The following is a 13,640-nucleotide window of genomic DNA, read 5'->3' as shown; positions in this document are numbered from 1 at the left end:
CCGCCGGGGGCCGCCGCCTCCCTCTCCCGAAAAAGACAGCTTGCATATATTACTGCTCTGGCGGGAAAGCGCAAGGGGGTATTTTAACTTTTTTCAAAAAACTTGGCGTATCCTGGTTCCAACACGTAAGGAAAGGGATTGCCATGCCATCACACCTCCTCGCTATCGGCGCGCCCGAGCGCCTTGCCGCCCTGCGCACGGCTCTTCCGGCCACGGCCCTCGCGGCCGTCGCGGTGCTGGAGGATGGCGGCTTCGAGGCCTGGTGCGTAGGAGGGTTCGTGCGCGACGCGCTCTTAGGCCGGCCCATCCACGATGTGGACGTCGCCACCAACGCGCGCTGGCAGGAGGCGCAGCGCCTCTTCGCGGAGGCGGGGTGCGCCACGCATGAGACGGGCGTGGCGCACGGCACCCTCACCGTGATGGTGGGCGGCGAGCCCATCGAGGTGACCACCTATCGCGTGGACGGCGCCTATCGCGATGGACGCCATCCTGACGCGGTGTCCTTCGCGGGAAGCATCGAGGAGGACCTCGCCCGGCGTGACTTCACGGTGAACGCGATGGCCTTCCACCCCTCGCGCGGGCTGCTCGATCCCTTTGGGGGCCAGGCGGATCTGACAGCGGGAATCCTGCGCACGGTGGGCGACCCGCGCGAGCGCTTTGCCGAGGACGCGCTGCGCATCCTGCGCGGATGCCGCTTCGCCTCGCAGCTGGGATTCGCCCTGGAAGAGGCCGCCTGGGCGGCAGCTGTCTCGCAGAAGAGCCTGCTCGCCCGCGTTTCCGCAGAGCGCATCTTCCACGAGCTTGACGGGCTGCTGCGCGGCGAGCACGTCCACGACGCGCTGCTCGGCACCGCAGACGCGCTCTCTTTCGTGCTGCCAGAGCTCGTGGCCATGCAGGGCTTTCCCCAAGCGACTCCCTACCATATATATGATGTGCTCGAACACACGGCCTGGGCGGTGCAGCACGTGCCGCCTGAGCCGCTCCTGCGCTGGGCGGCGCTCTGCCATGACATGGGCAAGCCCGCCGCAGCCTTCACAGGCCCCGACGGCGTGGGGCACTTCTACGGGCACGCGGCCGTGAGCGTAGAGCTTGCCCGCGGGCTGCTCGGTCGGTTGAAGGCGCCGACGGCGCTGCGCGAGGGGGTGCTTACGCTCGTGAGGCGCCACGATGACGTCGTGGAGCCCACGCCGCGCAGCGTGAAGCGGATGCTCAGACGGCTCGGCGGCGACCCGGCGCTGTTCCGCGCGCTCTGCGCCCTCAAGCGCGCCGACGCGCTCGCCCAGGCACCGCGCTGCGCGCCGCGGGCCCGGCTGGCCGATGAGCTGGCAGAGCTGCTCGACGCGGTGCTGGCCGCCGACGAGGCCTTCTCCCTGGCGCAGCTAGCCGTGGACGGCCGCGACGTGCTGGCCCTCGGCGTCAGCCCTGGGCCTCAGGTGGGCGCGGCGCTCCAGGCAGCGCTCGACGCCGTCATCGACGAGCAGGTGCCCAACGATCCCGCTGCGCTGCAGGCCTTCCTCGCGGACTGGCTGGCCAGGCAGTAGGGCGCGGGCACCCTCTCGCGCCGCCTGCCGCGCCGGCATGCCGCCCGAGCACACGACGACAGCCCTCCCCTGCCCAACGCTGAAAATGCAAAAAAGGGCCGCCCAAGTGGGCGGCCCTGAAAGCTCGTGGTAGCTCCGACCGGATTCGAACCGGCGACCTCCGCCTTGAGAGGGCGGCGTCCTAAACCGCTAGACGACGGAGCCACGTTTGCAGCGCTTTGCTATTATACACAAACCCTTTGCCTTGTCCAGAGAAAATTTTATGGCTGGGGTGGAAGGAGTCGAACCCTCACATACGGCACCAGAAACCGCTGTCCTGCCATTAGACGACACCCCAACGACGTTCCTCTGCACTCGCCAAATTCATGCGCAAGCGCAAGTGGATATATTAGAGAAGGACCCGACTTCCGTCAAGCGTTTTTTTTCATTCCCAGGAAAATTCTGACGGTCGGACGCCCTTCCCTACAGGAACCGCTCGGTGAGGTAGGCGATGGCATCATCGCTGCCGTTGATGAGCCGTCCCTCCGCGTAGAGGTACGGGATGAGGTCGGCGTCGCCGCCCAAGGCGAGAAGCTCCTGGTAGGGAGCCTCCTGCTCCACGTCGCGCTTGTCGAGCGCGATGCCGTGCTCTTCGGCGAAGGCGACGACGGGCGCGCACATGGCGCAGGGCCCCCAGTAGTAGAGGATCGGGGTCTGGTCGGTCATGGGGTTCTCCTTTCCTCAGAGCTGGATGCATGGGACGCGGTAGGCCCACATGTGGTCGAGCGGGCCGCTCCCCCGCCCCAGGTCAAGCCCGGCGGACAGCGCACCGGCCACGTAGGCCTTGGCGTTGCGCACGGACCGCTCGACGCCGAGGCCCTGCGCCAGGTTGGCGGCGATGGCCGACGAGAGCGTGCAGCCCGTCCCGTGGGCATTGGGGTTGTCAATGCGCTCGCCGCGCAGCCACGTGAGCGCGCCGTCAGCAGAGAGCAGCAGGTCATCAGCTGCATCGGGGCTCCCGAGGCCGTGGCCGCCCTTCACAAGAACCGCCGGCACGCCCCCCGCGCCCAGCTCATCGGCTGCCCGGCGGCAGCGCGCGGCGATGGCTCGGGCGGCGCGCTCGGCGTCGGCCGGCTCGGCGATGGCGAATCCGGCCAGGGCCTCGGCCTCGGGCAGGTTGGGCGTGATGACCTCCGCGAGCGGGAAGAGCCGGCGCACAAGCGCGTCCACCGCACCCCCCTCGATGAGGGCCGACCCGCTCGTGGCCACCATGACGGGGTCGACTACCACGTGCTCCGCCACGTTGCGGGAAAGCGCCCGCGCGATAGCCTCCACGATGGCCGCCGACGACACCATCCCCACCTTCACCGCCCGAGGGCGGATGTCGTCGAACACGACGTCGATCTGCTGCTCGACGAAGGCGGGATCCACGTCAAGCACCCCATGCACGCCGAGCGTGTTCTGAGCCGTGAGCGCCGTGACGGCGCACTCGGCGAACAGCCCCATCGACTCGATGGTCTTCACATCCGCCTGTATGCCGGCTCCTCCGCTGGAGTCCGACCCCGCTATGGTGAGCACCGCCTCCATGCCCCCGCCTCTCCGCGCCATGCAGCGCCTAGGACTCGATCAGCTTGAGCGCCTCGTCGGCGGTAACCACCTTCGAGGCGTAGCAGACCCGCATATACTCGAGGCCCGAGGCCTGGTCGCCCACGAGGAACGTGGCCGTGGCATCGGACACGACGATGGTTCGCAGGTTGTTGAAGTAGGCGTCGGCCACGGTGTGGCGCACGCAGATGTTGGTGTCCATGCCGCAGCAGATGAGGGTATCCGCCCCCAGCTCGTCGAGCAGCAGGCGCAGGCCAGTCTGGAAAAAGCCGCTGTAACGGCGCTTCTCCACCACGTAGTCGCCCTCCGCAAGGCCGAGCTGCGGCGAGGTCTGGGCGTCGGGGCTGCCCGCGATGCCGTGGGAGCCCCACAGATCCAGTTCGCGGTCAAGACCGGGGATGTGGGCGTCGTTGGTGAAGATGACGGGCATGCCCACCGCGCGGGCCGCCTCGGCCAGACGCGCGGTCTGGAGGATGGCGGGCAGCAGCACCGCCTCGAGCGGGCCGCCCGTGGGATCGCCCAGCTCGTCGATGACGAGCAGCGCGCAGCGCGCCGGGTCGACCTCCTCGAGGCTGATCTGGTCTTGGTTGTTCTCGTCTCCCAGCATGGTTCCTCCTCAGTCGGGCGGGCGCGGCCAGATGGCCTAGCCCAGGGTCTCTCCTATGATACGGGACAGCTCGTGGGTGGCGCCTGCGATGTCGTCGGCGGCGAAGATGGCGGACACGACGGCGGCGCCGTCCACGTCGTAGTCGGCCAGGAGCGGCACCGTGGCCGCGTTCAGCCCGCCGATGGCCACCACGGGGATGTCCACGGCCGCCGCGATGGCGCGGAACTCCTCGAGCGAGACCACCCAGGCCTCAGGCTTGGTGGACGTGTCCACGACCGCCCCCACTCCCAGGTAGTCGGCGCCGGCCGCCTCGGCGGCCCGGGCCTGCTCGACGGTCTGAACCGACACGCCGATGATCGCGTCCTCCCCAAGCGCGGCGCGGGCCTCGGCGCAGGCTGCGTCGGACTGGCCCACGTGCACGCCGTCGACGCCGGCCGCGCGAGCGGCCTCCACGTCGTCGTCGACGAGCAGGGGCACGCCGAACTCGCGGCAGGCAGGCGCGAGCGCGCGGGCCGCGAGCGCGACGCTCGCAGACGGCGCCCCCTTCTGGCGCAGCTGCACGCAGGTGGCGCCGCCCTCCAGGGCCTCGCGCACGCACGCGGTGAGCGTGCGGCCGTCCAGCCACGCGTCGTCAGTCACGGCATAGAGCCTCATGGCCCCGCGGATATCCTCAGGCGACCAGGCGCCCCTTCTCTGTGCCGGCATAGCGGCTCCTTTCTCGGTTGTCCGCGGTCGCGAGGCGCTCATGGGGCGAGGGGAGCACCCCCGCAGCAAGGATTCGGCGGCGTCCCGCCACGTCACATGAACCCGCAGCGAGGAGGCCGCTGTAGCCCCGCGAGCCCCCTCACGACCGCTTCCATCACACAGTCTCAGGCGACCCCACCCAAAACGGCGCTCTCCCGTCACCCCTCGGCGTCGAGGTCGACGACGAGGCCGTCCATGATGGCGTTGACGGTGCGCAGGGCGCACATCTTCCCGCACATGGTGCACGTGCCCTCCGTGGCCGGCGGCGCGCTCTCGAAGTAGCGGCGCGCCCGCGCGGGATCGAGCGCGAGGTCGAACATCTCATCCCAGGCCACGCGGCGGCGCGCGTCGCTCATGCGGTTGTCGCGGTCGCGGGCACCGGGCACCCCGCGCACCATGTCGGCGGCATGGGCGGCTATCTTGGTGGCCACGAGCCCCTCGCGCACGTCATCGGCATCAGGCAGGCGCAGGTGCTCGGCAGGCGTCACGTAACAGAGGAAGTCGGCGCCGGCGCTTGCCGCCACGGCGCCGCCGATGGCCGCGGTGATATGGTCGTAGCCCGGCGCGATGTCGGTCACGAGAGGGCCGAGCACGTAGAAGGGCGCGTTGTGGCACAGACGCTTCTCAAGCTTCATGTTGGCCGCGATTTCGTCGAGGGCCATATGACCCGGCCCCTCCACCATCACCTGCACGCCGGCATCCCACGCGCGGCGGGTGAGCTTGCCTATCTCGATGAGCTCGGCTATCTGGCCGGCGTCGGTCGCGTCGTAGGTGCTCCCCGGTCGCATGGCGTCACCAAGTGAGATGGTCACATCGTGGGCGTGGAGAATGGCGAGCACCTCGTCGAAGCGCTCGTAGAAGGGGTTCTCGTTGCCCGTGGCCTCCATCCAGGCGAAGATGAGCGAGCCTCCGCGGGAGACGATGTTGGCGAGGCGCCCCGTCTCGCGGAACGACTCGATGACGGCGCGGTTCATGCCCGCGTGGATGGTGACGAAGTCCACGCCGTCTTCCGCATGGGCCCGCACCACGTCGAGGAAGTCGTCGGCGGTGATGGCCACGAGGGCCTTGTCCAGGTACCCGATGGCGTCATACATCGGCACGGTGCCGATCATGGCGGCAGACCGCTCGACGAGCCGCGTGCGGAACGAGCGGGTCTTGCCGCAGTTCGACAGGTCCATGATGGCGTCAGCCCCCAGCTCGAGGGCCACGTCCACCTTGCGCCACTCCTCCGCCTCGTCGGCCAAGTCGCCGGATATGCCCAAGTTGACGTTGACCTTCACGCGCAGTCCCCGCCCGTCGCAGGTGGCGCCCACGCCCGCGGGGACGAGGGCGGCATGGTGGATGTTGGCGGGGATGGCTACGCGTCCGCAGGCCACCGCAGCGCGGATGTCCTCGGCATCGCGCCCCTCGTCAGCGGCTACGGCCGCCATCTGAGGCGTGACGATGCCCGCGCGGGCGAAGTCGATCTGGGTGATGGGCGCCCCCGGCGCCGACGCGACGTGCGTCATGGTGAACTCCCTTCGTTGGCATTACCCATGTCAGGTTCGGTGGGTCGGGACGATGGCGCGTCCCCTCTCAGCCTGCCGCATGACGCAAGCTCCCCAGCTCTGAGGTTGTGACGAGAAGATTCTAGCATGCCGCGCGCGAGGGCCAGCCAGCGGCCGCGTGGCTGCGGCGGCACGCGGGCCGAGATGCCGGCAGGATGCCGCTAGACGGGCAGGAAGATGGCGAGCGTGCCCTCCTCGACGCCGATCACGACCGCCTCGCCCTGGAGCTCGTTGGACAGGCCGAGCGACGTGCGGTTGGTGAGGCGCGCATCATCGAGGCCGTAGCGCATGCCGCGCTCGAAGACCCCCGTGCACGCATCGTTCATGGCGAAGACCGAGACCGTGCCCTCCTGGGCGGCCGGCAGCTCGTAGACGTCGGGGCCGGTGATGAACGTGACCGCCTGATCGAGGCCGACGGCCGTGACGTAGAGACCGCGCTCGGAGAAGGCGGCGAACAGGTTGAGGTTGGCAAGCGTGTGGTCGAGCCGCCCGCCCAGGCCGCCGAAGACGATCACCTCGTCATAGCGCAGCGTGCAGGCGCGGTCGAACGCCAGCTCCATGTCGCTTTTGTCCTTCTCGGGCGAGAAGCGGGCCACGCGCAGCCCCTTGGGGATGTAGCCAAGCGAGTCGAAGTCGCCGATGGCCATGTCGGCACGCCGCCCCGCCTCCTCGAGCGAGGCCAGGCCGCCATCCACGGCAATCACATAGTCGAAGGCGCCCGCGTCCGCAAGCTCGCAGAACCGCTCGGCGTTGAACTCCGATGCGCCCACCAGCGCGCAGGTTGCCATGGCACCCTCTTTCTCCTTGATACGACCGTGCGATTTGCTAGAATACCACAGGCGAGCGGGCCAGGCGGTCGCGTGCTCACGCGCGAGGAAAGTCCGGGCTCCGCAGGGCAAGGTGCCAGCTAACGGCTGGGCGGGGCGACCCGACGGAAAGTGCCACAGAAAAGAAGACTCCCCCGCGAGGAACGGGCTCCGCGCCCGCCTGAACGGGAGAAAAGCTGAAACGGTGCGGTAAGAGCGCACCAGCGCGCCGGCAACGGCGCGGCTTGGCAAACCCCACCTGGAGCAAGCGCAAATAGGAACGCCATACGGTGGCCCGCCGTGCGTTCGGGTTGCGTGCTAGAGGCGCCTGGCGACAGGCGCTCGAGATAAATGGCCGTCCAACGACAGAACCCGGCTTATCGACCCGCTCGCCCTACCTCTGGCCATTCCCCTTTCGCATCCGCTGTCCGACCCCCTGAGGGGTTTCGCGCGCCGGGCGGAAAACCGGGGCTCTCACGGCGAGAAATGACGGGTTTGCATGCTATTTTCAACCGCACCGTCGCAAGTCTTCGAAGGCTCGCGCTCGCGACCTGGGATTTTGCCGTTATAAGCGCGATAAGGCGCGTATCTGCGGGCCCAAGCCCCACGCAGGACAATGCAAACCCGTCATTTCTTGCTAAAAAACGGCTGATTTCCCGCCCGGCGCCCCCGCCGAATCGGCGGGCACAAAAAAGGGGCGCGCCTCACGACGCGCCCCTCGCCTGCCGTCTTTCGCGGGTTAGTCGATCTCCTCGAACTCGAAGGAGTCATCAGCATCGCCGAAGCCGGAGAGATCCTTCTCGTAGGCGCTTGCCACGGGAGTGGCGGCGGCCACGACAGTCTCGGCAGCCTGAGGCGTGGTGTAGTCCATGGGCGAGGCGACGAACTCGTCGATCTCGAACTCGGAGGTCACCTCGGCGGGCCTCACCTCGGGCTGCGCGACGGGCGCGGCGGCACGGGCGGCCGTCGCGGGAGCGGCAGCCAGGTCCCCGCCGATGCTCGCGAGCTTGCGAGAAGCGTCGGCGATGATGTCGCGAAGCAGATCCGAGTACTCCTCGCGGGCGTCCTCGCGGTCGTCCTGGAGCTTGCGGATGGCGTCGATCACGTCCTGGCGGTCATCGTTGGCGCGGTCGACGATGCGCTGGGCCTCGTCACGGGCGTCCTGGATGGTCTCGGTGGCCTGGGCGTTGGCCTTGACGAGAATCTCGTCGGCCGAACGCTGGGCGATGATGAGGGCCTGGGCGATGGCGTTGTCGTCGGCGCGCTTGTCCTCGAGCTGGCGCTCAAGCTCGGCGATGCGCGCGTCCTTGGTGATGAGGGCGGCCTCGAGCTCAGCGATCTGCGGGGAGGGCTGCACCTCCTCCGCCGCGATGATGGCCGTGGCGGCCGCCGGGGCGTCGAAGCCCTCGAACTTCGCATCGTTGAGCGCGCGCTCAAGGTGCGCGATCTGATCGTTCAGATCGTCGATCTCGTCGGCCACGTGCTCCAGGAAGACGTCGACCTCGTCGACATCGTAGCCCTTCCGATCGATGGAGAAGCTCTGGTTGTGGATGTCATCAGCGGTAATTGCCATGGTCGTTCCCTTCGCACGTCCTTCTTAGGGGCGGCCGACCGGCCCTCCGCCGGACAACGCGCCTGGTTCGTTCAATTGTTTCACACTAGATCAGAAACACCAGCAAACGTACTCCGAATTGTAATACAAGCAGCGCGACGATGGGGGTCACGTCCACCATTCCTCCAATCGGCGGAATGATCTTTCTGAACAGGTTGAGGTAGGGGTCGCAGACCTTGCCGAGCACCTGGTAGATGTCGGCGAGGATGCCCCGGTTAACGGGCAGCCACGACATCATCACGTAGACGAAGATGATCAGCGAGTAGGCGTCGACGAGGCGAACGATGAGGTAGGTCAGCACGAGTGCTCACCTCCCGCGGGCGCCGCGACGTGGGCGGCCACCTTAGAGCACCCCCTGGGCGTGCAGCCCCACGCGCTCAGAGTCGGAGAGCTCCTTGAAGCGGGTGATGGCGAAGGTCTTGTCGGCCACGCACTCCACGTTGGCGTCGAGCGCGGCGGCCACGCCGAAGGAGAAGTCGAGGATACGCTTGGCCAGGGCATCGGGCGTGGCGCCCAGGCAGAGCACCGCCACATCGCCGGCCCTGAGGGCGCGAGCCACCTGCTCGGCCTCGCCGTAATCGGTCGGACGCAGCACCACCACGGAGCGCTTGGCGCTGTAGCTCGAGCCGGTGGAGCCGGACAGGGCGTCGTAGGGGTCGTAGGAGGCACGCGACGAAGACCCCGCCGTCGAGGGGCGCGCGTGGGCGCCGTCGACGCTTGTGCGCGCCGGCTCCTCGGTGGTGGGGGTGAAGAGCGACTCAAGGCCGTCCGAATGGCGACGCGAGGCAGCCGCCGCGGTGGCGGCAGTGCCCTCCGGGGTCATCTCCGGGGGCAGCGACGAGTCGACCATCGTGCGCGTGGAGCGATACGACGAGCCCGCCTGGGAGGGACGCGTCACGTGGCGCGCCGGCAGCGGGTCTCGGCTGAGGCTCGAGGGCACCTGGGTGTTGGCGCGCACGTCGTCGATGGAGACGAGGCGCGGCAGGCTCGAGGACGAGGCGCGCGACGAGGAGCGGCGGGTGGTCACCGAGCCGCCGTAGGAGTCGTAGCGCGACGAGGAGCCGCTCCCCTCGTAGGAGGAGTCGTAGCCGTCATCGCCATAGTCGTCATAGCCGTCGCCGTAGTCGTCGTAATTGTCGTCGTAGTACTCGTCGTAGGCGCCGGCGTCAGCCTTGCCCTTGAAGCCGAGCTTCGACTTGATGTCGCCGAACATGCGCTTTCCGTCTGACAGATCCATCTTGGTGGCCTCCTGGTTTTCGGCCCTCCCCTACGGGGCGGGCGCTCAAGGTCCCTAAAATCGGGGGCGCAGCGCGCTCCCTGCCGGCTTCTCGGCCCGATTCGGGCCGGCCCGCTACTCGAACTCCTCGCTGAAGACGGCGCGGCCTATCCGCACCATGGTAGCCCCCGCCGAAACGGCCTCGCGCCAATCCTCGCTCATGCCCATAGAAAGTTCATCGAAGGCGGCGGCGTCCGCAGGCGCCAGCGTAGATCGTATCTCGTCGGCCAGCGCCGCCAGCCCCTCGAAGCTGGCCCGGTCGGCGGCCGGGTCTCCCTTGGGCGCCATGGTCATGAGGCCGCGCACCCGCACGTGGGGCAGCGCCGCCAACTCGCGCACGAGCGCCCCCGCCTCCTCGGGCGCCACGCCGCTCTTGGACGCCTCGCCCGAGACGTTCACCTCCACGAGCACATCCTGCACCTTGCCCAGGCGCTCGGCTGCCTGGTCGATCTTCTGGCCATGGCGCAGCTGGTAGAGCGAGTGGATGAGCGCGGCCGATCCCACGATGTCGGGGATGCGTCGCGACTGGATGTTGCCGATGAAGTGCCAGCGCGCCTCGGGGAAGGCGGCGGCCTTGGATACCAGCTGGTCGGGGCGGTTCTCGCCGAAGTCGCAGGCGCCGCCCGCGACTGCCTCGGCCACCTCGTCGGGGCCGACGGTCTTGGACACCGCGATGACGCGCACCTCGGCAGGCTCGCGCCCACACTGCTCGCATACCTCGGCCACCTCGGCGACGACGCGGCGGTAGCGACTTCTCACGCTCATGGGATCACCCTTCCAATCGGCAGGCCAGCGCGCCGTGGCGCCCGCAGACGCCGCCTGAGGCGCGGTAGGAGAAGTACTCGTCAGGATGGCAGCGCGTGCAGACGCCGGCCTCGCAGACGCGGGCGGGATCGACGCCCGCCGCGGCAAGGTCGGCCGCGAGGGCGCGGGCGAGCGACACGTGAACGCCGTCCTCGGCAACGCAGCCGGTTCCGAAGGCGGCGGCGAAGCGCGCGGCCACGTCGTCCCCCACCTCGAAGCAGCACGGGCCGATGTGCGGCCCCACATAGGCGTTGAGCTGGGAGGTCGGGACGCCGGCATCAGCCGCGAGGACGCGGGCCGCCTTCGCGGCGATGCCCGCCACGCAGCCGCGCCAGCCGGCGTGAGCCACGGCGAAGCGGCCGTCAGGTGCCACGAGGACAACCGGCGCGCAGTCGGCGAAGCAGAGCAGGGCCGCCACGCTTGGCGCGCCCACGACGATGCCGTCAGCCCCCTCGGCGGCCTCGGCGCGCGCCTGCTTGAGCGCGGCGGCGTCGGCGGAGGGAACTGAGACGAGGTCGGTTCCATGCACCTGGCTGGGAACGAGGAGCGCTGAGCCCTCCAAGCCGAGGGCCGCCATCAGGACGCGGCGGTTCTCCTCGACGGCAGCGAGGTCATCGCCCACGTGCGAGCCGAGGTTGAGAGCGGCGTACGCGCCTGCGCTCACGCCGCCAGCGCGACCCGTAAAGGCGACGCGCACGCCCGCGGTGCGGGCGAGCGCGTCATCGGTAAGCAGGGGGATGCCGCCGAGCTCGCGCAGGGCGAGGCTCGGCAGGGGAAGCTCCGCCATCAAGGCGAGGCTCCTAGCGCTGGCGCTTCAGGAAGTCGGGGATGTAGTCCTCGTCGGCGAAGCGGCCGTTGCTCGACGATGTGGAGAACGTCACCGGCTGGGGCGTGGGCTGCGGGGCCGGCGCCTCCGTGGAGGCGAACAGGTCCTTCTTGAGCGGAGCGAAGTCCATGGAGGACTGGGCGGCGTTCATCTTGAAGCCCGTGGCGATGACGGTGATGCGGACGGCGTCCTTCATGTCCTCGTCGATGATCTGGCCGTAGATGATGTTGGCGTTCTCGTCGGCGCAGGCCTCCACGGTGCGGGCCGCCTCGGAGACCTCGGTGAGGGTGAGGTCCGGGCCGCCGGCGATGGAGAACAGCACGCGGGACGCGCCCTGGATGGACGCCTCGAGCAGGCTGGAGTTAGTGGCCTGCTGGGCGGCGTCGAGGGCACGGTTCTCGCCCGTGGACAGGCCGATGCCCATCATGGCCGTGCCGGCGTCCTTCATGACGGTGCGGATGTCGGCGAAGTCCAGGTTGATGAGGCCGGGGATGGTGATGAGGTCGGTCACGCCCTGGATGCCCTGGCGCAGGGTGTCGTCGGCGATGCGGAAGGCGTCGAGCATGGAGGTCTTCTTGTCGACGATCTCGAGCAGGCGGTCGTTGGGGATGATGATGAGGGTGTCGACCTTCTGGGAGAGCAGGTCGATGCCCTGCTCGGCCTGGTTGCGGCGCAGGCGGCCCTCGAAGGTGAACGGCTTGGTGACGATGCCCACCGTCAGCGCGCCGATCTCCTCGCGGGCGATCTCGGCGATGATGGGAGCCGCGCCGGTGCCGGTGCCGCCGCCCTCGCCGGCCGTGACGAAGACCATGTCGGCCTCGGCCAGAGCCTCGCGAATCTCGTTGCGGCTCTCCTCGGCCGCCTGGCAGCCCACCTCGGGGTTGGCGCCAGCGCCCAGGCCGCGGGTGAGCTCCTCGCCGATGTGGATGGTCTTGTCGGCATCCGAGATGAGTAGCGCCTGGCGATCGGTGTTGACCGCGATGAATTCGACGCCCTTGACGCCCGCCTCGACCATGCGGTTCACGGCATTCGTGCCGCCGCCGCCGACGCCGACGACCTTGATGACCGCCAAGTGATCCGAGCCTATGATGTTTGGCATTGTTTCCTCCACACCTGCTGCGTTAAGTCTGCTGCGTTCACGAAAAGCGCGCGCGAGCGCGCGATACACGCGGAGTAATTGTACACGATGGCCCATGGATTGCAACGAAAAGCAATCGCAAAGGGCCTGATTGGACAATAATTCGACAGATTGCGGAGGCGATCGGGGGACAGCCCCGGGGCGTGCGGAGGGGCACCGTGCTCAGACAGTCCTCGCTTGGCGAAACAGCCCACTAGGCTGTTTCAGCGGCGCCCCCAAGGCGCTTCCTCGCCTTGCTCGGGGCGCTGCGGGAACCGTGCGCAGCCTCTCCGCGCTTGGGCCCCTAGACCGCGCGCCAGGTGGGGCGGTCGACGACGCGGACGTTGATGTAGGCCACCTTGCCCGGGTTCTCCTCCATGATCTTGAGGCAGATGCGCTCCTTCTCGCGGATGTTTTCGGCCGTGCCGAAGGCGATCTCGATGCCGTTGTCGAGCGTGAGCGTGGTGGACTCGGCGTCGGTGGCCGACACCTTCTTCACCTGGTCGGCAAGGTCGGTGGTCATGCCGTCGACGATGGCGAGCGCGTTGTTCACGTTGACGTCGGTGCAGTAGGAGCCGATCTCGGGCACGAGGCCGTAGGGCACGCCGCTGATGCTGAGCACGGCGTCGGCGTCCTCGTAGATCTGCGGGGCGATGGCCTGGCCCAGCTCCGAGTCGCGGTCAGGAATGGGCATGAGCCACATGCCGTCCGAGGCGATGGCCCAAGGCTGGATGGTGGCGGCGTCGTCGGCGGCCACCTCCACCACCGCGGCAATCTCGCGCTCGGTGACGATGATCTGGAGCGTGGAGGGGAACACGCGGTTGACCGTCACGTCCTTCACCCAGGCGTCGCGGTCGATGGACCGCTCGATGGCGCCGGGATCGACGGTGAGCAGGGTGGTGCCCTGCGGAATGGAGGCGAGGGCGGCCATGTCCTGGCTGGTCAGGTGCTCAGCGCCGATGACGTCCACCTTCTCGATGGTGAAGGCCGGCGACAGGTAGAGCGCGCCGGCGCCCACGATGAGCGCGATGACGACGGCCGCGGCGACGGCCACGCGCCGAAACGAGCGGCGGGCCGCCTGCTGCATGCGCTGCTGGCGGTCGAGGCGGTCGGCGTCGCCGAGGCGCACCGAGGACACGCCGCGGCCGGCCGGGGCGCGGCCGGGACGCGCCGTGG

At 68.8% G+C, this 13,640-nt stretch carries 14 protein-coding genes, 2 tRNA genes, 1 other RNA gene and 1 riboswitch; of the genes, 2 read left to right on the top strand and 15 right to left on the bottom strand.

Translation table 11 applies throughout. The features are described 5' to 3' along the window. Nucleotides 1–143: 143 nt before the first annotated feature. Nucleotides 144–1,541, top strand: coding sequence for a CCA tRNA nucleotidyltransferase (locus D1643_RS07245; RefSeq protein ID WP_160709986.1), 1,398 nt, complete (start codon nt 144–146; stop codon nt 1,539–1,541). 127 nt (nt 1,542–1,668) lie between these two features. Here the strand turns inward: D1643_RS07245 and D1643_RS07240 are convergent. The 8 genes from D1643_RS07240 to D1643_RS07205 form a co-directional block, all read right to left on the bottom strand. Next, a tRNA-Glu gene (locus D1643_RS07240) sits at nt 1,669–1,745 on the bottom strand. A 59-nt stretch (nt 1,746–1,804) separates the two neighbouring features. After that, nucleotides 1,805–1,878, bottom strand: a tRNA-Gln gene (locus D1643_RS07235). 125 nt (nt 1,879–2,003) lie between these two features. After that, the gene (locus D1643_RS07230; protein ID WP_160709985.1) at nt 2,004–2,246 is read right to left on the bottom strand and encodes a glutathione S-transferase N-terminal domain-containing protein; all 243 of its coding nucleotides are present in this window, start codon (nt 2,244–2,246) and stop codon (nt 2,004–2,006) included. Between the two features lie 15 nt (nt 2,247–2,261). Beyond that, entirely contained in the window at nt 2,262–3,107 is an 846-nt protein-coding gene (gene thiD / locus D1643_RS07225; RefSeq protein WP_160709984.1) for a bifunctional hydroxymethylpyrimidine kinase/phosphomethylpyrimidine kinase, read from the bottom strand. 28 nt (nt 3,108–3,135) lie between these two features. Beyond that, complete coding sequence (locus D1643_RS07220) at nt 3,136–3,732, bottom strand: cysteine hydrolase family protein (RefSeq protein WP_160709983.1); 597 nt, start codon at nt 3,730–3,732, stop codon at nt 3,136–3,138. A 36-nt stretch (nt 3,733–3,768) separates the two neighbouring features. Further along, complete coding sequence (thiE, locus tag D1643_RS07215; protein ID WP_160709982.1) at nt 3,769–4,437, bottom strand: thiamine phosphate synthase; 669 nt, start codon at nt 4,435–4,437, stop codon at nt 3,769–3,771. A gap of 197 nt (nt 4,438–4,634) precedes the next feature. After that, nucleotides 4,635–5,984, bottom strand: a complete 1,350-nt coding sequence (gene thiC / locus D1643_RS07210; protein ID WP_160709981.1) for a phosphomethylpyrimidine synthase ThiC — start codon at nt 5,982–5,984, stop codon at nt 4,635–4,637. After that, nucleotides 5,975–6,090, bottom strand: a riboswitch (TPP riboswitch). It overlaps the preceding gene by 10 nt. 94 nt (nt 6,091–6,184) lie before the next feature. Next, nucleotides 6,185–6,811, bottom strand: coding sequence for a thiamine diphosphokinase (locus D1643_RS07205; protein WP_160709980.1), 627 nt, complete (start codon nt 6,809–6,811; stop codon nt 6,185–6,187). Between the two features lie 52 nt (nt 6,812–6,863). Between D1643_RS07205 and rnpB the strand changes: the two genes are divergently transcribed. Beyond that, nucleotides 6,864–7,225: RNase P RNA component class A (rnpB, locus tag D1643_RS07200), an RNA gene on the top strand. Between the two features lie 343 nt (nt 7,226–7,568). On the opposite strand, the gene D1643_RS07195 is transcribed toward rnpB, so the two are convergent. From D1643_RS07195 to D1643_RS07165, 7 genes are all read right to left on the bottom strand, one after another. Then, on the bottom strand, nt 7,569–8,402 hold the full coding sequence (locus D1643_RS07195) for a DivIVA domain-containing protein (RefSeq protein WP_160709979.1): 834 nt from the start codon (nt 8,400–8,402) through the stop codon (nt 7,569–7,571). 85 nt (nt 8,403–8,487) lie between these two features. Continuing rightward, complete coding sequence (locus tag D1643_RS07190; RefSeq protein ID WP_160709978.1) at nt 8,488–8,742, bottom strand: YggT family protein; 255 nt, start codon at nt 8,740–8,742, stop codon at nt 8,488–8,490. A 42-nt stretch (nt 8,743–8,784) separates the two neighbouring features. Continuing rightward, nucleotides 8,785–9,678 (bottom strand): cell division protein SepF, encoded by an 894-nt coding sequence (locus D1643_RS07185; RefSeq protein WP_160709977.1) that lies wholly within the window; start codon nt 9,676–9,678, stop codon nt 8,785–8,787. 114 nt (nt 9,679–9,792) lie between these two features. Continuing rightward, nucleotides 9,793–10,482, bottom strand: coding sequence for a YggS family pyridoxal phosphate-dependent enzyme (locus D1643_RS07180; RefSeq protein WP_160709976.1), 690 nt, complete (start codon nt 10,480–10,482; stop codon nt 9,793–9,795). A gap of 4 nt (nt 10,483–10,486) precedes the next feature. Beyond that, nucleotides 10,487–11,308, bottom strand: coding sequence for a polyphenol oxidase family protein (locus D1643_RS07175; RefSeq protein ID WP_160709975.1), 822 nt, complete (start codon nt 11,306–11,308; stop codon nt 10,487–10,489). A gap of 13 nt (nt 11,309–11,321) precedes the next feature. After that, complete coding sequence (ftsZ, locus tag D1643_RS07170) at nt 11,322–12,446, bottom strand: cell division protein FtsZ (protein WP_160709974.1); 1,125 nt, start codon at nt 12,444–12,446, stop codon at nt 11,322–11,324. Between the two features lie 322 nt (nt 12,447–12,768). Continuing rightward, on the bottom strand, nt 12,769–13,640 hold an 872-nt coding region (locus tag D1643_RS07165; protein WP_236643455.1), incomplete at its 5' end, for a cell division protein FtsQ/DivIB.

The organism is Enterorhabdus sp. P55, assembly GCF_009911695.1.
Taxonomy (GTDB): Bacteria; Actinomycetota; Coriobacteriia; order Coriobacteriales; family Eggerthellaceae; genus Enterorhabdus.
This window is presented reverse-complemented; position numbering and strand designations above follow the sequence as displayed.

Excerpts from the sequence above, each read along its gene's own strand:
- D1643_RS07245 (WP_160709986.1), top strand. The coding sequence starts at position 144 with ATGCCATCACACCTCCTCGCTATCGGCGCGCCCGAGCGCCTTGCCGCC.
- D1643_RS07230 (WP_160709985.1), bottom strand. The coding sequence starts at position 2,246 with ATGACCGACCAGACCCCGATCCTCTACTACTGGGGGCCCTGCGCCATG.
- thiD (WP_160709984.1), bottom strand. The coding sequence starts at position 3,107 with ATGGAGGCGGTGCTCACCATAGCGGGGTCGGACTCCAGCGGAGGAGCC.
- D1643_RS07220 (WP_160709983.1), bottom strand. The coding sequence starts at position 3,732 with ATGCTGGGAGACGAGAACAACCAAGACCAGATCAGCCTCGAGGAGGTC.
- thiE (WP_160709982.1), bottom strand. The coding sequence starts at position 4,437 with ATGCCGGCACAGAGAAGGGGCGCCTGGTCGCCTGAGGATATCCGCGGG.
- thiC (WP_160709981.1), bottom strand. The coding sequence starts at position 5,984 with ATGACGCACGTCGCGTCGGCGCCGGGGGCGCCCATCACCCAGATCGAC.
- D1643_RS07205 (WP_160709980.1), bottom strand. The coding sequence starts at position 6,811 with ATGGCAACCTGCGCGCTGGTGGGCGCATCGGAGTTCAACGCCGAGCGG.
- D1643_RS07195 (WP_160709979.1), bottom strand. The coding sequence starts at position 8,402 with ATGGCAATTACCGCTGATGACATCCACAACCAGAGCTTCTCCATCGAT.
- D1643_RS07185 (WP_160709977.1), bottom strand. The coding sequence starts at position 9,678 with ATGGATCTGTCAGACGGAAAGCGCATGTTCGGCGACATCAAGTCGAAG.
- D1643_RS07180 (WP_160709976.1), bottom strand. The coding sequence starts at position 10,482 with ATGAGCGTGAGAAGTCGCTACCGCCGCGTCGTCGCCGAGGTGGCCGAG.
- D1643_RS07175 (WP_160709975.1), bottom strand. The coding sequence starts at position 11,308 with ATGGCGGAGCTTCCCCTGCCGAGCCTCGCCCTGCGCGAGCTCGGCGGC.
- ftsZ (WP_160709974.1), bottom strand. The coding sequence starts at position 12,446 with ATGCCAAACATCATAGGCTCGGATCACTTGGCGGTCATCAAGGTCGTC.